At 62.5% G+C, this 18,869-nt stretch carries 23 protein-coding genes; 13 read left to right on the forward strand and 10 right to left on the reverse strand.

Annotated elements, in window-relative coordinates; genetic code table 11:
- Positions 1–106 precede the first annotated feature (106 nt).
- The gene (locus R1W00_RS05170; RefSeq protein WP_317261660.1) at positions 107–583 is read right to left on the reverse strand and encodes a flavin reductase family protein; all 477 of its coding nucleotides are present in this window, start codon (positions 581–583) and stop codon (positions 107–109) included.
- 183 nt (positions 584–766) lie between these two features.
- Between R1W00_RS05170 and phnC the strand changes: the two genes are divergently transcribed.
- The 5 genes from phnC (at position 767) to R1W00_RS05195 (ending at position 5,386) form a co-directional block, all read left to right on the forward strand.
- Positions 767–1,567, forward strand: coding sequence for a phosphonate ABC transporter ATP-binding protein (phnC, locus tag R1W00_RS05175; RefSeq protein ID WP_317261661.1), 801 nt, complete (start codon positions 767–769; stop codon positions 1,565–1,567).
- 53 nt (positions 1,568–1,620) lie between these two features.
- Positions 1,621–2,523, forward strand: coding sequence for a phosphonate ABC transporter substrate-binding protein (phnD, locus tag R1W00_RS05180; RefSeq protein ID WP_317261662.1), 903 nt, complete (start codon positions 1,621–1,623; stop codon positions 2,521–2,523).
- Between the two features lie 64 nt (positions 2,524–2,587).
- Positions 2,588–3,460 (forward strand): phosphonate ABC transporter, permease protein PhnE, encoded by an 873-nt coding sequence (phnE, locus tag R1W00_RS05185; RefSeq protein ID WP_317261663.1) that lies wholly within the window; start codon positions 2,588–2,590, stop codon positions 3,458–3,460.
- Entirely contained in the window at positions 3,457–4,764 is a 1,308-nt protein-coding gene (gene phnE / locus R1W00_RS05190; RefSeq protein ID WP_317261664.1) for a phosphonate ABC transporter, permease protein PhnE, read from the forward strand. The genes phnE (R1W00_RS05185) and phnE (R1W00_RS05190) overlap by 4 nt, the downstream gene beginning before the upstream one ends.
- A gap of 1 nt (position 4,765) precedes the next feature.
- A complete protein-coding gene (locus tag R1W00_RS05195; RefSeq protein ID WP_317261665.1) occupies positions 4,766–5,386 on the forward strand; it encodes a chloramphenicol acetyltransferase in 621 nt (206 codons plus the stop codon).
- 11 nt (positions 5,387–5,397) lie between these two features.
- Here R1W00_RS05195 and R1W00_RS05200 read toward each other — a convergent pair whose 3' ends face one another.
- A complete protein-coding gene (locus R1W00_RS05200) occupies positions 5,398–6,594 on the reverse strand; it encodes an alpha-D-ribose 1-methylphosphonate 5-triphosphate diphosphatase (RefSeq protein ID WP_317261666.1) in 1,197 nt (398 codons plus the stop codon).
- 98 nt (positions 6,595–6,692) lie between these two features.
- Positions 6,693–7,406: a phosphonate metabolism transcriptional regulator PhnF gene (gene phnF, locus R1W00_RS05205; protein WP_317261667.1), complete on the reverse strand. Its 714-nt coding sequence runs from the start codon at positions 7,404–7,406 to the stop codon at positions 6,693–6,695.
- A gap of 101 nt (positions 7,407–7,507) precedes the next feature.
- Between phnF and phnG the strand changes: the two genes are divergently transcribed.
- The 3 genes from phnG to R1W00_RS05220 are packed head-to-tail and all read left to right on the forward strand — an operon-like array spanning position 7,508 to position 9,629.
- Positions 7,508–7,954, forward strand: a complete 447-nt coding sequence (phnG, locus tag R1W00_RS05210; protein WP_317261668.1) for a phosphonate C-P lyase system protein PhnG — start codon at positions 7,508–7,510, stop codon at positions 7,952–7,954.
- A 2-nt stretch (positions 7,955–7,956) separates the two neighbouring features.
- Positions 7,957–8,529: a phosphonate C-P lyase system protein PhnH gene (gene phnH, locus R1W00_RS05215; protein WP_317261669.1), complete on the forward strand. Its 573-nt coding sequence runs from the start codon at positions 7,957–7,959 to the stop codon at positions 8,527–8,529.
- Positions 8,529–9,629 (forward strand): carbon-phosphorus lyase complex subunit PhnI, encoded by a 1,101-nt coding sequence (locus tag R1W00_RS05220; RefSeq protein WP_317261670.1) that lies wholly within the window; start codon positions 8,529–8,531, stop codon positions 9,627–9,629. Before phnH ends, R1W00_RS05220 begins: the two co-directional genes overlap by 1 nt.
- A gap of 11 nt (positions 9,630–9,640) precedes the next feature.
- Here the strand turns inward: R1W00_RS05220 and R1W00_RS05225 are convergent, their stop codons facing one another.
- Positions 9,641–9,784 (reverse strand): hypothetical protein, encoded by a 144-nt coding sequence (locus tag R1W00_RS05225; RefSeq protein ID WP_317261671.1) that lies wholly within the window; start codon positions 9,782–9,784, stop codon positions 9,641–9,643.
- A gap of 53 nt (positions 9,785–9,837) precedes the next feature.
- Here R1W00_RS05225 and R1W00_RS05230 point away from each other — a divergent pair, with 53 nt between their 5' ends.
- Genes R1W00_RS05230 through phnN form a run of 4 tightly spaced genes read left to right on the forward strand, consistent with a single transcriptional unit; the run spans position 9,838 to position 12,716 of the window.
- On the forward strand, positions 9,838–10,710 hold the full coding sequence (locus R1W00_RS05230) for an alpha-D-ribose 1-methylphosphonate 5-phosphate C-P-lyase PhnJ (RefSeq protein ID WP_317261672.1): 873 nt from the start codon (positions 9,838–9,840) through the stop codon (positions 10,708–10,710).
- A complete protein-coding gene (gene phnK, locus R1W00_RS05235) occupies positions 10,707–11,483 on the forward strand; it encodes a phosphonate C-P lyase system protein PhnK (RefSeq protein WP_317261673.1) in 777 nt (258 codons plus the stop codon). Before R1W00_RS05230 ends, phnK begins: the two co-directional genes overlap by 4 nt.
- 10 nt (positions 11,484–11,493) lie before the next feature.
- Positions 11,494–12,174, forward strand: a complete 681-nt coding sequence (gene phnL, locus R1W00_RS05240; RefSeq protein ID WP_317261674.1) for a phosphonate C-P lyase system protein PhnL — start codon at positions 11,494–11,496, stop codon at positions 12,172–12,174.
- Positions 12,174–12,716 (forward strand): phosphonate metabolism protein/1,5-bisphosphokinase (PRPP-forming) PhnN, encoded by a 543-nt coding sequence (phnN, locus tag R1W00_RS05245; RefSeq protein WP_317261675.1) that lies wholly within the window; start codon positions 12,174–12,176, stop codon positions 12,714–12,716. Before phnL ends, phnN begins: the two co-directional genes overlap by 1 nt.
- Here the strand turns inward: phnN and R1W00_RS05250 are convergent.
- Positions 12,698–13,387, reverse strand: a complete 690-nt coding sequence (locus R1W00_RS05250) for a DUF1045 domain-containing protein (protein ID WP_317261676.1) — start codon at positions 13,385–13,387, stop codon at positions 12,698–12,700. The genes phnN and R1W00_RS05250 overlap by 19 nt on opposite strands.
- An 80-nt stretch (positions 13,388–13,467) precedes the next feature.
- Between R1W00_RS05250 and R1W00_RS05255 the strand changes: the two genes are divergently transcribed.
- Positions 13,468–14,607 (forward strand): alpha-D-ribose 1-methylphosphonate 5-triphosphate diphosphatase, encoded by a 1,140-nt coding sequence (locus R1W00_RS05255; protein WP_317261677.1) that lies wholly within the window; start codon positions 13,468–13,470, stop codon positions 14,605–14,607.
- Between the two features lie 7 nt (positions 14,608–14,614).
- On the opposite strand, the gene R1W00_RS05260 is transcribed toward R1W00_RS05255, so the two are convergent.
- The 5 genes from R1W00_RS05260 to R1W00_RS05280 form a co-directional block, all read right to left on the reverse strand.
- Positions 14,615–15,040 carry a TIGR01244 family sulfur transferase gene (locus R1W00_RS05260; protein WP_317261678.1) on the reverse strand — a complete coding sequence of 142 codons (426 nt, stop codon included), beginning with the start codon at positions 15,038–15,040 and terminating at the stop codon, positions 14,615–14,617.
- Positions 15,041–15,183: 143 nt separating this feature from the next.
- Entirely contained in the window at positions 15,184–16,869 is a 1,686-nt protein-coding gene (locus tag R1W00_RS05265) for a bifunctional protein tyrosine phosphatase family protein/NAD(P)/FAD-dependent oxidoreductase (protein ID WP_317261679.1), read from the reverse strand.
- 66 nt (positions 16,870–16,935) lie between these two features.
- A complete protein-coding gene (locus R1W00_RS05270) occupies positions 16,936–17,655 on the reverse strand; it encodes an HAD-IA family hydrolase (protein ID WP_317261680.1) in 720 nt (239 codons plus the stop codon).
- Positions 17,652–18,314: a phosphoglycolate phosphatase gene (gene gph, locus R1W00_RS05275; protein ID WP_317261681.1), complete on the reverse strand. Its 663-nt coding sequence runs from the start codon at positions 18,312–18,314 to the stop codon at positions 17,652–17,654. The genes R1W00_RS05270 and gph overlap by 4 nt, the downstream gene beginning before the upstream one ends.
- Positions 18,311–18,868, reverse strand: coding sequence for a thioredoxin family protein (locus R1W00_RS05280; protein WP_317261682.1), 558 nt, complete (start codon positions 18,866–18,868; stop codon positions 18,311–18,313). Before R1W00_RS05280 ends, gph begins: the two co-directional genes overlap by 4 nt.
- Position 18,869: the final 1 nt, after the last annotated feature.

Genomic DNA, 18,869 nt, shown 5'->3' on the forward strand with positions numbered 1-18,869 from the left:
AGACAGATCAAATTGCGCGTGGGGCGGTCCGGAAACGGGCCGCCCTGCGTCGTTTTAAGTGGTAAGCGGGATGTGAGTATTTGGGCCAAGATGAAGGCCGAAAGTATCAGGTGAACTGACCGTCGCAGAAGAGAAGCGGGCGGTGGTCGCCCGAGACGGCGTCAAGGATCTGACCAAGGACGATGTGGTGATCACCGCCGGGGTAGACCGCGTGGCGTTCGCAGATAAGGCGCGCGGCGCAGTCCTCGAGCAGGGGCAGATCATGCGGGCCGGTCGTGAAGGGGCCGCAAGAGAAATCGTCGCCCGATTTCGCGAAATGACGCGCGATGTCCAGTTGGTGATCGGCCAGCACGTGGATGGCAAAGTGGCTGGCGTCGACGAAATGGGGGCTGCGCGCGGATTTGGTGGCGGGGCACCACAGGACCAGCGGCGGGTCCAGCGAGACCGAGGTGAAACTGTTTGCGGTCATCGCCAGTGGACCATTCGCCGTGCCGGTCGTCACCACGGTCACCCCGGTCGCAAAGCGGCCAAGGACGCTGCGCAGATCGCGGTGCGAGAGGCCGTGATGGGGGGTGTCAGGCATAGGGTGGTGGTCCTTAGGGCGCGGGTATCGGGCTTGGTGTTCAGATAACATGTTCGCGCCTTGGGGCAAGGGGCCTTTGGTGCGCGGTTTTGTGCCCTGTCATAAAATCATAACGAAACTGAAAACTTTCTGTCGCCTGATCGTCTTATCCAGCCCCTCAACAGGGACTGAGGGAAGTGCGACATGCTGAATGTGCGCAAGGTGACACGGCTGTTTGGACAAAAGGCCGCCGTCGACAATGTGAGCTTTGATGTAGACCGGTCGATGATGATCGGGATTATCGGGCGGTCCGGTGCGGGGAAATCCACCTTCCTGCGGATGTTGAACCGTTTGACCGATGCGACGTCGGGCGAAATCCTGTTTGAGGGGCGCGATGTTCTGTCCCTGCGCGGCAAGGACAAGCGCGCGTGGCAATCCGATTGCGCCATGGTTTTTCAGCAGTTCAATCTGGTGCCGCGTATGGATGTGATCAGCAATGTTTTGCACGGCACGTTGAACCGGCATTCCACGTTGCGCACCGCCCTGAACCTGTTTCCGCGTGACGATATTGAGCGCGCGATGGATATCCTGGACCGTTTGGGCGTGGGCGAGCAGGCCCCCAAACGCGCCGAGGCCCTGTCGGGTGGTCAGCAACAGCGCGTGGCGATTGCACGTGCCCTGATGCAGGATCCGCGCGTCATTCTGGCCGATGAACCGATTGCAAGCCTTGATCCGATGAACGCCCAGATCGTGATGGACACGCTGCGCCGTATTCATGACGAGGACGGGCGCATGGTGATTGCCAACCTGCACACGCTGGACACGGCGCGCCGGTATTGTGACCGCGTGATCGGCATGCGGGACGGGCGCGTGGTGTTTGACGGCACGCCCGAGCAACTGACCACGGGCGTTGCGCGCGACATCTATGGCGCCGATGAGGGCTTTAGCGAGGCCGCCACATCCACCGCCATCGAAACGATTTCCGACGCGCCAATTCCGGCGTGATCTGAATGCATCTCCCCGGTGGGATGCCGGGGGACTTAACCTGGAGACCTATCATGAAAACGATCCTGTCGGCCCTGCTGGCCACCACTGTCATCGCGATGCCCGCAATGGCCGAAGACATCACCGAATTCCGCATCGGCATTCTGGGCGGCGAAAACGCCCAAGACCGTCTGAACAGCTTTCAGTGTCTGGCCGATTACACCACCGAAACTCTGGGCGTTGAAACCAAACTGTTTGCTCCGGCTGACTATAACGGCGTGATTCAGGGCCTGCTGGGCGGCACCATCGACATGGCGTGGCTGGGCGCATCGGGCTATGCCGCGACCTATCTGCAGGACCCCGAGGCGGTTGAGCCGGTTCTGGTTAAAATCAACCTCGACGGTTCGTATGGCTATCACTCGATCGGTTTTGCCCGTAAAGACAGCGGCATCACCAAAATCGAGGACCTGCAAGGCAAGACCTTTGGCTTTGGCGATCCGAACTCGACCTCGGGTTATCTGATCCCGTCGATCGAAATCCCCGCCGAATACAACGTCACCATGGAATCGGGCGATTTCTTTGGTGAGGTCCGCTTTACCGGTGGTCACGAGCAGACCATCGTTGCCGTTGCGGGTGGCGACATCAACGCCGGTGTGACCTGGGCCGATGGTCAGGGCGAATGGGAAGACGGTTACAACTCGGGCGCGCTGCGCAAAGCTGTTGACGCCGGTCTGGTCGACATGAACGATCTGGTTGAAATCTGGCGCTCGAAACCCATCCCCGAAGGTCCCGTCGTTCTGCGCAAGACCCTGCCCGAGGACGTAAAGGCCAAGATGACCGCGCTGGTGGATGGTCTCTATGACCGCGATCAGGACTGTACCTACACCGTTGCCGGTGGTGAGACGCTGGGCTTTGACCCGATTGGTCACGACGCCTATCTGTCGATCATTGCCGCCCGTCAGGCAAAATCGAACTAAGATCACTTGATCCAAGCGGGTCGCGACATGTCGCGGCCCGTCTTTTTATGCGGGGCAATCACAGATGAGCGATACGGCACTAGGCCACTACATGGGTGGGGGCACGACACGGGACGCCTATTTCGAAATGGTGCGGCGCAAGCGTCTTTATGGCGGGCTGACCATTCTGGTTTTTGTTGTTTTGCTGGTGTCGGGCTTTGTTCTGGCCGATGGGCGCAATGCCGGTGGGTTCTGGGACGGCCTGTCGCAACTGGGCGATTTTCCGGCGACCGTCGTGGCCGAAGCGTGGGAGAGCCGTGCCGACATGCCCGCGCATCTGGTCACGTATTTCCCCGCGCTGATCGACACGATCAACATCGCCGCCGCCTCGACCCTGATCGGGGCGATGATCGGCGGGTTGCTGTCGATGCTGTCCACGCGCGGTTTGGCGCCTGTGCCGTGGTTGATCCCGATTTGTCGGCGCATCATGGACATCATGCGTGCACTGCCAGAGATCGTTCTGGCGCTGGCGTTTATCTTTATTCTGGGCGGCGGGCCGGTTCCGGCCATGATCGCCATCGCGTTTCACACTTGTGGTGCGCTGGGCAAGCTGTTTTCCGAAGTGAACGAGAACGCCGATCTGAAACCGGTCGAAGGTCTGGCGTCCGTCGGGGCAAGCTGGCCTCAGCGCATGTGGCTTGCCGTGGTGCCGCAGGTCGCGCCGAATTACCTCAGCTATGCTTTGTTGCGGTTTGAAATCAACATCCGCGCCTCGGCGATCCTCGGTTTCGTGGGCGCAGGCGGCATTGGTTATGAGCTGAAGAACACCATCAGCTGGGGCCAAGGCAAGTTTGATGAGGCAGCCGCGATTTTCATCCTGCTGTTCCTCGCCATCGTCGTCGTTGACAACCTGTCCGATCTGGCGCGCAACCGTTTGACCCATGGGGGCAAGAAATGACCGACGCGGTGATGCATTCCGAAATTCACGCGCTGTTCCGGCGGAAACGGCTGATGGCGCTGGCCCTGCCGTTCATGGTTCTGGCCTATCTGGCCTATGTGGTCTGGACCTTTGATGTGGTCGGCCTGATGCAACGGGCCGAGCCCGGTCGCGCGCAGACCCTGTTGGCCGACAGCTATTCCTACAAGACGCATATCACCCGCTCAAACCGCAGCGGCGATTGGGACGCCGCGATTGAGGGCGAGCGTAAAGGCAAATATGCCGAGGGTGTGTTCCCTGCATGGGCCGTTCTGAACGACACCGGCATGACCATCGCCCTGAACCACGGGCAAGAGGTCCGGGTCAGCCCCGAGGGCGAAATGCGCTATGACGTGCCGGGCTTTGGTCTGATCACGGCCCTGCCGACGCGACGCGGGATCGAAACCAACCTGACGCCCGAGACCGCGCCGGAGTGGGTCAACCTGTCCAACACCCGCCTGTCGATCACGACCGAGGGCGGGCGCGTCAATGTCACCAAGTCCAAGACCGAGGTGTTTCGCTATTTCACAGGGTGGGAGCTGTTCTTTTTCACGCTAGACAGTCCCTATCACGGGCATTCCCTGACCGAGATCCTGTTCGGTGATCAGATTGATCCGAGCCGCGGCAATATCGCCGGCGCGCTGCATGATTTCTGGACGAACTCGATGTGGCACCATCATCAGGTCGCTTGGGCCATGTTCGAAACCATCCTGATGGCGTTTCTGGGCACGATGGCGGCGGGTCTGATCGCGCTGCCGTTGGCGTTCTTTGCGGCACGCGGGTTCAATCCGTTGCGCAGCACGCGGTTCGCCCTGCGGCGTGTGTTCGATTTCCTGCGCGGGGTGGACGGGTTGATCTGGACCATCTTGCTCAGCCGTGCGTTCGGGCCGGGGCCGTTGACCGGTAGCCTTGCGATCATGCTGACCGATACGGGGACCTTCGGGAAACTGTTCTCCGAGGCGTTGGAAAACACCGACAAGAAACAGATCGAAGGCATCCAGTCGACTGGCGCGAACCGTCTGCAACGCTATCGCTTTGGTGTGCTGCCCCAGTTGATGCCGGTGCTGTTGTCCCAGATCCTCTATTACCTTGAATCCAACACCCGCAGCGCCACCATCATCGGCGCGATTACGGGGGGCGGGATCGGTCTGTTGCTGACACAGGCGATGATCACCCACAAGGATTGGGAAGAGGTCACCTATTACATCATTCTTGTCGTGCTGATGGTGATGATGATGGACTGGCTGTCGGGCTGGCTGCGGCGCAAACTGATCAAAGGGGGCTGATATGGCGCGCCTGTCGGCGACCGAGCCGTTCATCCACCCCGATTGTGCGATCGTGAACTCGACCTTTGGCGCCTATACCGAGGTGGGGCAGGGATCGCGCATCCAGAACTCTGACTTTGCGGATTACGCCTATTGCGACCGCCTGTCCGATATCGCCAATTCCAGCGTGGGGCGGTTCAGCAACATCGCCGCCATGACACGGATCGGGCCGACGGACCACCCGATGACGACCGCGTCGCTGCACCATTTCCTGTATCGTTCGGCCGATTATTGGGATGATGTCGAAAACGACGCGGAGTTCTTTGCCCTCCGCGCCAGCCGCCGCACCGTGATCGGTGCTGACACATGGATCGGGCATGGCGCGATTGTCCGGCCCGACATCACCATCGGCACCGGTGCCATTGTGGGCGCAGGCGCCGTCGTGACCCATGATGTCGCGCCCTATATGGTCGTCGCCGGCGTGCCTGCCACGCCGATCCGCGCCCGGTTCGATACCGGGATAGCGGATCGATTGCTCGCCCTTGCATGGTGGGATTGGTCGCACGACCGGCTGCGTCAGGCCCTGCCTGATTTCCGGTCCATGCCCGCCGAGGCGTTTCTGGAAAAATACGAAACGACCTAAGGCGCACGCGCCTATTCGGCTGCAAGGCTCATCGGGGAAATCCGGTGGGCAAAGCGATGCGCGGCCTCACCCGTCAGATAGGCCAGACGCCCGCCCGAGATCGTCATCTCGACCTGACGCGTCTCTGCATTCACCACGCACAAATCGGCGCGCCGCCCGTAATCAATCCGCCCGCGATCAGGCTGGCGCAGGATCTCGGCCGGATTGGTCGAGATCAGCGCCCACGCCTTGGGCAGGGACAGGATACCCGCATCGACCAAGGTCCACGCGGCCTCGGCCAGCGCGGGGTAATAGTAATCGGACACCAGCGCATCGCACAGACCCTGCCGCACCAGATCGGCGGCGGCGATATTGCCCGCCTGCGAGCCACCGCGCACCACATTGGGCGCGCCCATGATCACCGGATCGCCCATCGCATGTGCTGCGGCGGCGGCGCTGCGGCTGGTGGGGAATTCGGCCAGTCGCGCGCCGATCATCGAATAACGTTCGCGCGTTTCCCCGTCGGGGTCATCATGACTGCCATAGACAACGCCCAGACCGTCGAACGCCTCGGCCAGACGGCACAGATGGCGGGGGACCTCACGGCCACGGGCCATGGCGGTCTCGACAAGGGTCATGTGATCCTCGGGGGTACGACCGGCCTCGCGCGCCCAATGGGCCAGACGGGCGGGGTCGTTTTGCATCAACTCCATCGCTTCGGGCAGGTGGTTGTTAAACACCACATAGTCGATCCCGAATTCCCGAACGGCGTTCAACAGGGCGGGGCCACTATCGACCAGATGGGTTTCGCACCGCACCTGCAGGCGCAGATCAATGGACGCGCGACGGCGGAACCGGCCCACGGCGCGCATGACCTCAACCGCGCGCTCGGGGCTGCGGCGTCCGCCTTCCCAGCTCCAGCTCTGGGCCAGCCACGCGGTCGTCACCCCGTGCGACGCCGCATCGCGCGCCACGCTGGACAGGCCGATGTTCAAGGAAAACGGCGCGGTCGGGCGGGGGGCGACGTGACGCTCAAACGCATCGCCGTGCAGATCGATAATACCGGGCAGGATCAGATACCCGCTGAGGTCGACCTCGGGCAGGGGGCCTTTGGTGATACGACCGTCGGCCACGGCAACCGAACGTTGCTGAAGCTCGCCGTCACGAAGGACGGTTGCGCCGGTAAAGCGCAGCGGGGGCAGGATATGCGACATGACACTGCTCGACATGACAAGGTTGGTTTGGCTGTGGATAACCCTGCTCTGTATCGTGACTGTGACATTTCGCGGTGCGTTTTATGACGGAACGCGAAAAATTCGCCCTCATTTTAACCGTCTGGCGTGATGACAAGGCTGATCCGGTCGCCCGCGAACCATGTCAGGCCAAACTCGACCGGCACTCCGTCTGTGTCGATGTTGATGCTCTGGGTGCGCAGGATCGGCGCGCCGTCCTGAATGCGCAGGTTCAACGCCTGTGTCGCCGTGGCCAGTTTCGCCGTCAGCCGCGTCTCGGCCCGCGTGTAATCATGGACACCCCCACGGGCCAGCGCCTGTGTCACCGATTTCGTTTCGGCCAGATCAACCAGCATCTGCGGCAGGCGCGTTGCAGGAAACACCGATTTGAACAGGGCGACGGGGCTGTCATCGGCCAGCGATATGCCCTCATAGACATGGACCTGATCGCCGTCGTTTAGGCGCAATGCCTCGGCCTCACGCGCATCGGGCAGGCGGGTTTCAAGGCGCAGGATCTGTTTCGCGGGCAACCGTCCCTGATCCGACAGGTTCTGGTGAAACCGCACGCGCCGCCCGATGGGGTAATCGGTGGGGCGGCTGGCCACGAACACGCCCGCGCCACGGCGGCTGTGGACCGTGCCGTTGGCCGCCATTTCCGACAGGGCGCGGCGCACGGTGTGGCGGTTGACGCCAAACCGTTTGGACAGTTCCGCCTCGGTCGGCAGCTTGTCGCCCTGCGCGTAATGACCGTTGGCGATGTCCGCGCTCAGGGTGTCCTGAATGCTTTTCCAGATCGGGGTTTGGGCCATGTGTCACCTAATCTTCACATCTTCGGTGTTGCTGGGGGCGGGGCGAGTCGGTTATGATTTGTCTAGTTGTATAGAGCTCTAGATAAATCGGCAAGTTGTCTATGACACAAGAATGGAATGACCGAAAAACGTGGATGTCGCTGCTGGCCAAGGCTCCGGTTGAGGCATTGGCGCTGGCGTGGGATGAGGCCGATTTGGGCCCTGACTACCGCTGGCTGCGCCGCCCTGAAACGGGGGCGGTGATGGTGCGCGGACGGATGGGCGGCACGGGTTTGCCGTTCAACCTTGGGGAAATGACCGTCACGCGCTGTGCGCTGGAACTGGCGGACGGGGGCGCGGTCGGACACGGTTATGTCCAAGGACGGGACAAGGGGCACGCGGAACGCGCGGCGCTCTGCGATGCCCTGATGCAGACGGATGCACGCGGCGCGGTGGTTGAGACGATCCTGACCCCGCTGGCCACACAGGCCGCAATGGCCAAGGGCCAGCGCGCCGAGCGTGCCGCCGCCACCAAGGTCGATTTTTTCACAATGGTACGCGGAGAATAAGCATGAGCACGATTGCGGCTATGAAGGGCGGGTTCGACGATCCTGCGGTCGACGCGGCCCACGGGTTTCGCGCGCTGTTGAACGCGATGGCGATGCCCGGCACGATCCACGACGTAACCGGCGCGGTACCGGTGGCGCCCTTGTCGGTTGCGGCGGGTGTGGCCATCCTGACCCTGTGTGATCCCGAAACGCCGGTCTATCTTGCGCCCTCGCATGACACCGATGCGGTGCGCGACTGGATCACCTTTCACACCGGCGCGCCCTTTGTCGGGCCCAGTCACGCGGCATTCGCCATCGGCACGTGGGAGGCGTTGATGCCGCTGGACCAGTTCCCGATCGGCACGCCCGAATACCCCGACCGGTCCACCACCTTGATTGTCGAAATGGACGCGCTGGCGCAAACCGGCGCGACCCTGCGCGGGCCGGGCATCCGCGACAGCGCGCAAATGAACCTGCCCGATGTGGGGGCGATGGCGGATAACGCGGCCCTGTTCCCGCTGGGCGTTGATTTCATCCTGACCGCAGGGGCACAGGTTGCCGCCCTGCCACGGTCCACCAAAATCGGAGAGCGCTGATGTACGTAGCTGTCAAAGGGGGCGAGGCCGCCATCGACAACGCCCATGCGTGGCTGGCGTCTGAACGCCGTGGCGACACGGATGTGTCCGAACTTGGCATCGCGCAAATCCGCGAGCAGCTGTCCCTTGCCGTCAATCGCGTGATGGCCGAGGGCTCGCTCTATGATCCCGATCTTGCGGCGCTGGCGATCAAACAGGCGCGCGGCGATCTGATCGAGGCGATCTTCCTGATCCGCGCCTATCGCACGACCCTGCCGCGCTTTGGCCTGTCGAACGCGATTGAAACCGCCGACATGGCCTGTGACCGCCGGATTTCGGCGACGTTCAAGGATCTGCCGGGGGGACAGGTTCTGGGCCCGACCTTCGACTACACGCACCGCTTGCTGGACTTTGCACTGGCCGCAGAGGGGGGCGAGCGCCCCGAGGTCGTAACCCGTCCCGCCGACCCCGCGCCCATGCCGCATGTCACGGGGTTTTTGAACCGCGATGATCTGATCGAACAGGAACCGTTTGGCGATGACACGCCGTCCGATCTGACGCGTGAGCCGTTGGAATTTCCGGCGACCCGCGCCCTGCGCCTGCAATCGCTGTCGCGCGGGGATGAGGGGTTCGTGCTGTCGATGGCCTATTCGACGCAACGCGGATACGGCCGCAACCACCCGTTCGTGGGCGAATTGCGCGTCGGCACCGTGGCGGTTGAGATGGACATCCCCGAACTGGGCTTTGCCGTCGAGATCGGTGAGGTGCAGGTGACGGAATGTGAAACCGTGAACCAGTTCGCGGGCTCAAAAACCGAAAAGCCCAAGTTCACGCGCGGCTATGGTCTGTGTTTCGGGCATACCGAACGCAAGGCGATTTCGATGGCCTTGGTGGATCGCGCGCTGCGCTGGAAAGAACTGGGTGAGGATAACGTCGGAGTGCCCGCACAGGATGAGGAATTCGTCCTCAGCCATTCCGACAATATTCAGGCTTCCGGGTTTCTGGAGCACATAAAGCTGCCCCATTACGTCGATTTCCAATCTGAACTGGAACTGGTGCGCAAACTGCGCGCCGAGGTGGAACGCAGTCAGGCGGCCCCGACGCAAGAGGCCGCCGAATGACCTCGCTCGATCTATTCACCCGTGTCGATCAGCCAGCCGCCAGGACCGGCCACGTCATCGGGCAGAACATGCGGCAATGCTTTGAAAATCACGGCGCAGGTCAGGCCGCTCAGCAAAATCTGATCAAATGTAATCGAGAAAATAAAGTCCAACACGCTGTCCCTCATATGCAACCGGGACATGTGTCACATCAGAAAAAGGCCGAAACATGACGCAATCGGGTCAATATAATTTCGCCTACCTCGACGAACAGACAAAACGCATGATCCGGCGCGCCTTGCTCAAGGGGCTGGCGATCCCCGGATATCAGGTGCCGTTCGCCAGCCGCGAGATGCCGATGCCCTATGGCTGGGGCACGGGCGGGGTGCAGGTGACGGCGGCCTGTCTGGTGCCCGAGGATTGCCTCAAGGTGATCGACCAAGGTGCGGACGACACCACCAATGCCGTCTCAATTCGCAAGTTTTTTCAACGCACTGCGGGCGTTGACGTGACCGAAGAGACCACGGCGTCGACCGTGATCCAGACACGTCACCGCATTCCCGAGACGCCCCTGCGCGAGGGTCAGATCCTCGTCTATCAGGTGCCGATCCCCGAACCCCTGCGCTTTATTGAGCCGCGCGAGACCGAGACGCGCAAGATGCATGCGCTGGCCGAATACGGTCTCATGCATGTAAAATTGTACGAAGATATTGCGCGTCACGGGGCGATTTCGACGGCCTATGCCTATCCCGTCTCGGTTGAGGGGCGCTATGTGATGGACCCCTCGCCAATCCCCAAATTCGACAACCCGAAAATGGAAATGGCAGGCATTCAACTGTTCGGCGCAGGGCGTGAGCAACGCATCTATGCCCTGCCGCCCTATACCCGTGTCGTCAGCCTCGATTTCGAGGACTATCCGTTTGATCCCATGCGGGCCGAGCATCCCTGCGACATGTGCGGGGCCGAGGACACCTATCTGGACGAGGTCATCATTGATGACGCGGGCGGGCGCATGTTCGTCTGTTCGGACACCGATCACTGCACCGCGCGGCGCGCCGCCGGACATCGCGGCCGCTTGGCCGCCACGGAGGACGCCGCATGAGCACCGCACCCTTGTTGCAGGTCCGCGATCTGCATAAATTCTACGGCGACCGGTTGGGCTGTGGCGATGTGAACTTTGACCTCTATCCGGGTGAGGTTCTGGGCATCGTTGGGGAATCCGGATCGGGTAAATCGACCTTGCTGAACTGTCTGGCGGGGCATCTTGCGCCGGAACGCGGGCAGGTTCTGTTTGACACCCGCGATCAGGGGCTGGTCGACACGCTGACCATGTCCGAACCGCGCCGCCGTCTGTTGGCGCGCACCGATTGGGCCTTTGTACATCAGCACGCCCGCGACGGTCTGCGCATGAATGTCAGTGCGGGCGGCAACGTCGGTGAACGCCTGATGGCGGTCGGGGATCGCCATTACGGCAATATCCGCGCGCAGGCCATCGACTGGCTGGACCGCGTGGAAATCACCGCCGACCGCGTGGATGACCGCCCCAGCGCCTTTTCCGGCGGGATGCAGCAGCGCCTGCAAATCGCGCGCAATCTGGTGACCGGTCCGCGTCTGGTGTTCATGGATGAACCCACCGGCGGTCTGGACGTCAGTGTGCAGGCGCGTCTGTTGGACCTGCTCCGCGGTTTGGTGCGGGAAATGGGCCTTAGCGCCATTATCGTCACCCATGATCTGGCGGTTGTGCGTCTGTTGGCGGACCGTCTGATGGTTATGAAATCCGGTCACGTGGTCGAAAGCGGCCTGACCGATCAGGTGCTGGACGATCCCCAGCACGCCTATACCCAGCTGCTGGTCAGTTCGGTTTTGCAGGTTTGAGGGCAATTCGATGATCCATCTGGAAAATGTGCAAAAGACCTTTACCCTGCACAATCAGGGCAGTGCGGAAATCCCCGTTCTGTCGGGCGCGGGGTTCACGGTGACCCCTGGCGAATGCGTGGCCCTGTCGGGCGCGTCGGGGGCGGGGAAATCCACCCTGATGCGGATGATTTACGGCAATTACCTGACCCAAGGCGGGCGGATCATGATCGGCGATGTGGATGTCGTCACCGCCGAGCCGCGCGAGATCCTGAACCTGCGCCGCGATACATTGGGCTATGTCAGCCAGTTCTTGCGCGTCGTGCCGCGTGTGCCGACGCTGGACGTGGTGGCGGAACCTTTGCTGCGGGTCGGCACCCCGCGCGATGTGGCCGAGGCGCGGGCGCGCGATTTGTTGGCGCGGCTGAACATTCCCGAACGTCTGTGGTCGCTGTCGCCCACCACCTTTTCGGGCGGCGAGCAACAGCGCGTCAACATCGCGCGCGGCTTTGCCCATGCGTTTCCCGCGCTGTTGCTGGATGAACCGACGGCCAGTCTTGATGCGATGAACCGCGCGGTGGTGATGGACCTGATCCATGAGGCCAAGGCGCGTGGCACGGCCATCGTCGGCATTTTTCACGACGCCGAGGCGCGCGCCGCCGTCTGTGATCGCGAAATCGACGTGACCGCATTCACGCCGGGGATGAACTGATGTCCGGTCGCCTGATCGTTGTGGTCGGCCCGTCGGGCGCGGGCAAGGACACGGTGATCGACGCCCTGTGTGCGGCGCGCCCCGACCTGATCCGCGCGCGCCGTGTCATCACCCGCCCGTCCGAAGCGGGGGGCGAGGATTTCGAGGGCGTCAGCGAGGCCGACTTCGACACCCGCGCGGCGGCAGGGGCCTTTGCCCTGCACTGGGGCGCGCATGGGTTGCGCTATGGCATTCCGGTTGAGATCGACGGCCATCTGGCGGCGGGGCGGGACGTGATGTTCAACGGATCACGGGGGATTTTGACCACCGCCTTGGCGCGCTATCCCGAAATGAGAACGCTGTTCATAACGGCGGATGCGGATGTACTGGCCGCGCGTCTGAACGCGCGTGGGCGTGAGGACGCCGAGGACATCGCGCGTCGCCTGAAACGGGCGGATTACGCGATGCCTGCGGGTGTGAACATGGTTCGGATCGCCAACAACGGCACCGTTCAGGCGGCGGTGGACGCCGCCCTGTCGGCGCTTTATCCGGCAAGGGTGTGACGGCTGATATAATGGAACATCCCGTCCTGATCCTCTCCGAACAGACACAGCGCGTCGATCACAAACGGCGCGGGCAGCATCGCGCCCATGACCGGCAACAGGGCCGTGCGCGTGGCGCGGGCGTCTTCGGGTGTCAGGCGTCCGGTCAGGGTGATGTGAAACCGGAATTCATCCATCACGAACGGGTATCCCCAACGCTCCAGCAGGGCGCGTTGATGGGCGCTCAGGGCTTCGGGTTTGCGGCGCGCGATTTCGGCGGCGGTCAGGGGGGCGCGATAGCTGTCCAATGCGGCCACCACATGACCGGCCAGCGCGTTCAGATCGCGGGTGTCGCCCATGGGGATCAGGGCCAGAAACCCGCCCAGTTGCGCAATCTCGATCCCGTCGGTTTCGACCGGCGACAGGGTCGCGCAGAGATCGCCAAGGGCGCGGTCCAACTGGTCCTGCGTGACACCGTCATCCAGACGGAAGGGGGCCTTGATCGTGGCGTGCATCCCGTATTTGCGGGGCGTCGCGGTCAACGCGTGCACGGGCGCGGGCAGGTCCTTGACCTCGGGCGGATCGACGGGCCCACCGGCCACCGGATCCCAGCCCAGCCACGCGGCACCAAATTGCGACAACGCGCCCGGTTGGGGCGCAAAATACACGGCATATCGTTTGAAATCTGTCATGGGCAACGGCCTAATGCGGGGGTGCAACAGTCGTATGACAGCCCTGCCATGAACCGCCCGTTCCCGACAAGGAGCATCACATGAGTGAAACAGTTTTTAGCAACGCGCGTCTGGTTTTGCCGGATGAGGTGATCACCGGTTCGCTGCGGATCGCGGACGGAATCATCACCGACATCGACGCGGGCACGGACGTGGCGGCGGGTGCGGTTGATTGCGGCGGGGACATGATCCTGCCCGGTTTGATTGAGCTGCACACCGACAACCTTGAACGTCACATGCAACCGCGTCCCAAGGTCGATTGGCCCCATGCCAGCGCGATCCTTGCACATGACGCCGAACTGGCCGGGACGGGGATCACCACGGTATTTGACGCGATGCGGGTGGGGTCGATCCCCACGGGCAAAAGCAACTATGGTGCCTATGCGCGGCAACTGGCGTCCGAGCTCTGGGCGCTGCGCGACAAGGGGGCTCTGCGCATCAGCCACTATTTGCACCTGCGCGCCGAGGTGTGTTCCGAGACCCTGATCGCCGAGTTGGAACAATTCGGCCCCGAGGACCGCGTCGGCATCGTCAGCCTGATGGACCACACCCCCGGTCAGCGTCAGTTCCGCGATCTGGACAAGTTGGCCCAATATGTCATGGGCAAACAGAACATGACCCCCGCCGATTTCGAGGTGCATGTGGCGAACCTGATGGATCTGCGCGCGCGGTTTGGAGACGACCATGAGGCCGCAGCAGTGGCCGAGGCCCGCCGGTTCGGTGCCGTGCTGGCCAGCCATGACGACACCACGGTTGAACATGTCACGACCTCGGCCAGCTATGGCATCCAACTGGCCGAATTCCCGACGACGGTCGAGGCCGCAGAGGCCTGTCACCTGAACGGGATCAAGGTGATGATGGGCGCACCGAACCTGATCCGTGGCGGTTCGCATTCCGGTAACGTTGCGGCGTCCACGCTGGCCGAGATGGACCTCTTGGACATCATGTCGTCGGATTATGTGCCTGCGGCCCTGATGATGGCGGCGGTGATGCTGGGCGATCTGTGGGACGATATGGCGCGCGGCATTGCGACGGTGACGGCGGCCCCCGCCGATGCGGCGGGCCTAAGCGACCGTGGCCGTCTACAGATCGGCAAACGCGCCGATCTGTGCCGTGTGATGCGTGTGGATGGCGCGCCCTTGGTGCGCGAAACGTGGTCCCAAGGGCGGCGCGTGGCCTGAGGCCTGTTTACCCGCGGCGGCTGTCCATCGCGGGGCGCAGACCGTTCAGGTCATAGCCGAATTTCGATGCGGCCTCGACCAAGGTGTCGGGGTCTGTCGTCGACGCGCTTGCCACGCCCCATGCCATCGTGGACCGCGTGCCACTGCGGCAATAGGCCAAAACGGGTTTGGGGGCGTTTGCCAATGCGGCCTCGAACCCCTCCACCGTGTCCAAGGTCAGGCCGACGGCGTTGCTTACGGGGAGGAAAAACGTCTCCATCCCTGCGGCCTTGGCGGCGGCCTCAATCGCGGCCCAATCGGGTTGGCCGGGTTCCTCGCCATCGGGGCGGTTGCAGATCAGGGTGCGATAGCCCTGTGCGGCGGCCGTGGCCACATCGGCAACGGAAATCTGGGGCGAGGCGGCGAAATCTGGGGTAATGGGCCGGATATCCATGGGCGGTCGTGTTCCTAGTGTTTGGCCTTGGTTCAGGCCAAGCTAGCGGCAGACGACAGCGATTGCCATGGGATTTTGCGCCACGTTCACGTGAAAGGGCGCCCCATGGGGACGCCCTTGATCACGGTTCAGGCAGATGCGCCCTATTCGGCGGCGATCTTTTTAAAGGTCATGTCGGGCTGGGCCAGATATTCGTGGCCACGGAACATGCCCTGCCAATAGATCGGGGGCAGCATCCGTTCCTTCAGGAACCACGCCGCGCGGGTCGGCTTCATCCCGTCCAGCATCCATGTCGGCAGGCTGGGCATGATTTTGCCGCCATAGCCGAACTCGGCCAGAACGATTTTGCCGCGCTCAACCGTCAGCGGGCAGGACCCATAGCCGTCATAGGACGCGACCGGTTCCTTGCCATCCATCACGGCCAGCGCGTTCACGGCCACAACGGGGGCCTGTTTGCGCACGGCGGCGGCGGTTTTGGCGTTGGGCGTGTTGCACCCGTCCCCAAGGCCAAAGACATTGGCGTAGGTCTTGTGCTGCAGGCTGTGCTGATCGACATCGACCCAACCGGCGGCATCGGCAAGGGGCGAGGCCTTGATGAAATCCAGACCCGTTTGCGGCGGGCAGACGTGCATCATGTCGAACGGTTTTTCCACGGTGGTTTTGGTGTCGCCATCCGTGACCTCGAACGTCGCGATTTTGGTGTCGCCATCGACCTTGATCAGGTTGTGGAAGAACGACAGGGACGCGTCATAGCGTTTCACATATTCCATCAGGGCAGGGACGTAATCCGCGACCCCGAACAGAACCCCACCGGCGTTGCAGAAATCAACGTCGATGTCTTTCAACACACCGGTGCGCAGCCAATAGTCCGACGACAGATACATCGCCTTTTGCGGCGCGCCCGCGCATTTGATCGGCATCGGCGGCTGGGTAAAGATCGCTTTGCCCTTGCGGGTCGCTTGGACCAGTTCATAGGTGTAAGGGGCCAGATCGAAGCGGTAATTCGATGTCACGCCGTTTTTGCCAAGGGTCTCGGGCAGGCCCTCGATCGCTTCCCAGTTCAACTTTAGGCCCGGCGAAACGACCAGAACGCCATAGCCATAGCGCGCACCGTTTTCCAACGTGACCTCATCTTGGTCGGGATAGAACCCCGCGACCGCGCCACGGATCCATTTGACGCCGTCGGGCAGGACCTCATGCATTTTGCGGGTGGTCTGGGCGCGGTTGAACACGCCAGCGCCCACAAGGGTCCAGCCGGGTTGGTAATAGTGGTCTTCACGCGGTTCGATGATTGCAACGCGCAGATCGGGACGCCGTTTCAGGGCCGAGGCCGCCGTGGCCACCCCACCGGCACCGCCGCCCACGATCAACAGATCAAAGCTTTCGGGTTTGATCGAACCGGTATCGACGCCGAACCGTTCCTCCATCCGCGGGCGCAGGCCGCCAAGGTCATAGCCCGCCGATCCGGTCGCCGCCAAAATCGCATCGGGCGACAGCAGTTTGGAGCGCGCCATCGCCCAGAGCGTGGCCGAGCGTGTCCCCGTCCGGCAATAGGCCAAAATCGGGGCCTTGCAGGATTTGATCGTGTCCTCGAACGCGGTCAGGATGTCGTCCGTCACCACGCCCGGCTTGATCGGGAGATAGCGGAAATCCACCCCCGCCGCGCGGGCCGCTGCCGAGATTTCGGCGGCTGTGGGTTGATCGTCTGCCTCGCCGTCGGGGCGGTTGCAGATGATGGTTTTATAGCCCGCCTCGGCCGCGCGCGCCACGTCCGCAGGGGACAGTTGGGGCGATGCGGCAAAGCTGGGTGCGATCGGCTTGATTTCCATAAAGTCCTCCCATGGGGATCAGGCGTCTGGGGTTGGACTATTTATATATAAAAATATGAATGTTTATCAAGACGGCATTTCAATGGGTGCGTTCACACCCAGAAGATGCGCCAGATCATCGGGCAAATCGGCTGGCATCAGGCTGTTCACAAGCCAGTCGGCGGTGCTGTGATCCTGATGTTCGGTGTAGAAATCGGGCGTCACAACCACGCGCAATCCCGCGCCTTGGGCCGAGCGCAGGCCGTTCAAACTGTCCTCGAAGGCAATCGCCTGATCGGCGGGCAGATCCAGTCGCGACAGGGCCAGTTGGAACAGGTCGGGCGCGGGTTTCTTGGCGGCGACCTCTTCGCCCGTGGCGATGACGTCAAAGATGCCGGTCGCCGGAACGCCCCATGCCGATTGGGTCAGGGCGTCGACATTCGGGCGGCTGGTCGTAGTGGCAACGGCACAAGGAACGCCGCGCGCACGAGCCCCGTCGATCAAGTCCCGCACGCCGGGGCGCAGGGTGACGGCCCCACCGGCCAGCATCTCGCCATAGATCGCGGTTTTCGCGCGGTGAATGTCGCGCAGGGTGGCGTCGCTGGGCACTTCGGTGCCCAAGGTCGCGCGATAGGCCCCCATGCGTTCGACCCCGCCCGTGGTGTTCAGCAGATCGCGGTACATGTCCCGCGTCCAGTGCCAGTCCAGACCGGCCTCGGCAAAGGCGCGGTTGAACGCGGCGCGGTGGGCCTCTTCGGTTTCGGCAAGGGTGCCGTCGACGTCAAAGATCAGCGCACGCAGTGTCATGCCGCCGCCGCCCCCAGCATATCCGCGATCAGGCGGGGCAGGGCGTCGAAATGGTCAAAGGTCACATCATGCGGCAACTGATCGACCGGCGTCTTGCGATAGCCTTGGGTGAACAGGGCAAAGCGCACCTTGGCGGCCTCGGCGGTGGCGGCGTCAACCTCACTATCGCCGACATAGACCACATCGGCGCATCCCAGATCGGCGATGACCTTTTGCAAGGGCGCGGGGTGGGGTTTGCGTTCAGGTAGGCTATCGCCACCCACGATCACGTCGAACATATCGCCCATGTTCAGATCGTTCAGCACATCCATCGTCGCGCTGTAGGGCTTGTTGGTGCACAGGCCAATTTTGATCCCCTGTGCGCGCAGGCCCGTCAGAACGTCCATCACCCCGTCATAGGGTTTGGTCAAGGCACTGCCATCCGCGTGATAATGCGCCAGAACGCGGGCGGTCAGGTGCGCGTGCTGTTCCATCGACAGGCCCTGATCGGCAATCACCAGTTCCACCAGACGGGGCAGGCCGTTGCCGATAAAGGACACGATTTTCGGCAGGTCCAGCGGTGCCATATCCAGTTCGGCCAGCATCGCGTTCACGGCGGCGCGGATGTCGGGCGCGCTGTCGATCAGCGTGCCATCGAGGTCGAAAATTACTGCGCTCATGCTGCGTCCTTCCATTTGATCGAACAGCCCATAGACGGGATTTGGTCGGCGGGGCCTTGGCCGGTTTCGGCCACTTGTTTCATCGCGAGATAAAGATCGCGGCGCAAATCCGCAGGGCCGGTTTCCTTGCGCGAGGCATCCAGCCGTCCGCGGTATTGCAGGGCCAAATCGCCGTTAAAGCCAAAGAAATCCGGCGTGCAGACCGCACCATAGGCGCGGGCGACCTCTTGGGTCGCGTCATGCAGATAGGCGAAGGGGAAATCCTGTGCGGCGGCCAGCTCTGCCATCTTGTCAAAACTGTCCGCCGGATAGGCGTCCGCGTCGTTCGAACAAATCGCCACAACGCCCACGCCCAAGTCCATAAGGTCACGCGCATCGCGCAACATGCGGTCCAGAACCGCCAGAACATAGGGGCAGTGATTGCAGATAAACATGACCAAGGTCCCGTTTTCGCCCCGCACATCCGACAGGCGCAGACGGCGTCCATCGGTGGCGGTCAGTTCGAAATCCGGTGCGGTCCATCCGAAATCACAGACGGGCGGTGTGGCTGCCATG

The organism is Rhodovulum sp. FJ3 (assembly GCF_032918305.1).
Lineage (GTDB): Bacteria > Pseudomonadota > Alphaproteobacteria > Rhodobacterales > Rhodobacteraceae > SAT37.

Coding starts and splice junctions, on each gene's coding strand:
- R1W00_RS05200 (WP_317261666.1), bottom strand. CDS start 6,594: ATGTCGAGCAGTGTCATGTCGCATATCCTGCCCCCGCTGCGCTTTACC.
- phnC (WP_317261661.1), top strand. CDS start 767: ATGCTGAATGTGCGCAAGGTGACACGGCTGTTTGGACAAAAGGCCGCC.
- R1W00_RS05260 (WP_317261678.1), bottom strand. CDS start 15,040: ATGGATATCCGGCCCATTACCCCAGATTTCGCCGCCTCGCCCCAGATT.
- phnK (WP_317261673.1), top strand. CDS start 10,707: ATGAGCACCGCACCCTTGTTGCAGGTCCGCGATCTGCATAAATTCTAC.
- phnN (WP_317261675.1), top strand. CDS start 12,174: ATGTCCGGTCGCCTGATCGTTGTGGTCGGCCCGTCGGGCGCGGGCAAG.
- R1W00_RS05170 (WP_317261660.1), bottom strand. CDS start 583: ATGCCTGACACCCCCCATCACGGCCTCTCGCACCGCGATCTGCGCAGC.
- R1W00_RS05250 (WP_317261676.1), bottom strand. CDS start 13,387: ATGACAGATTTCAAACGATATGCCGTGTATTTTGCGCCCCAACCGGGC.
- phnE (WP_317261664.1), top strand. CDS start 3,457: ATGACCGACGCGGTGATGCATTCCGAAATTCACGCGCTGTTCCGGCGG.
- phnH (WP_317261669.1), top strand. CDS start 7,957: ATGAGCACGATTGCGGCTATGAAGGGCGGGTTCGACGATCCTGCGGTC.
- phnG (WP_317261668.1), top strand. CDS start 7,508: ATGACACAAGAATGGAATGACCGAAAAACGTGGATGTCGCTGCTGGCC.
- phnD (WP_317261662.1), top strand. CDS start 1,621: ATGAAAACGATCCTGTCGGCCCTGCTGGCCACCACTGTCATCGCGATG.
- R1W00_RS05265 (WP_317261679.1), bottom strand. CDS start 16,869: ATGGAAATCAAGCCGATCGCACCCAGCTTTGCCGCATCGCCCCAACTG.
- R1W00_RS05280 (WP_317261682.1), bottom strand. CDS start 18,868: ATGGCAGCCACACCGCCCGTCTGTGATTTCGGATGGACCGCACCGGAT.
- phnE (WP_317261663.1), top strand. CDS start 2,588: ATGAGCGATACGGCACTAGGCCACTACATGGGTGGGGGCACGACACGG.
- R1W00_RS05220 (WP_317261670.1), top strand. CDS start 8,529: ATGTACGTAGCTGTCAAAGGGGGCGAGGCCGCCATCGACAACGCCCAT.
- phnL (WP_317261674.1), top strand. CDS start 11,494: ATGATCCATCTGGAAAATGTGCAAAAGACCTTTACCCTGCACAATCAG.
- R1W00_RS05270 (WP_317261680.1), bottom strand. CDS start 17,655: ATGACACTGCGTGCGCTGATCTTTGACGTCGACGGCACCCTTGCCGAA.
- R1W00_RS05255 (WP_317261677.1), top strand. CDS start 13,468: ATGAGTGAAACAGTTTTTAGCAACGCGCGTCTGGTTTTGCCGGATGAG.
- R1W00_RS05230 (WP_317261672.1), top strand. CDS start 9,838: ATGACGCAATCGGGTCAATATAATTTCGCCTACCTCGACGAACAGACA.
- gph (WP_317261681.1), bottom strand. CDS start 18,314: ATGAGCGCAGTAATTTTCGACCTCGATGGCACGCTGATCGACAGCGCG.
- phnF (WP_317261667.1), bottom strand. CDS start 7,406: ATGGCCCAAACCCCGATCTGGAAAAGCATTCAGGACACCCTGAGCGCG.
- R1W00_RS05195 (WP_317261665.1), top strand. CDS start 4,766: ATGGCGCGCCTGTCGGCGACCGAGCCGTTCATCCACCCCGATTGTGCG.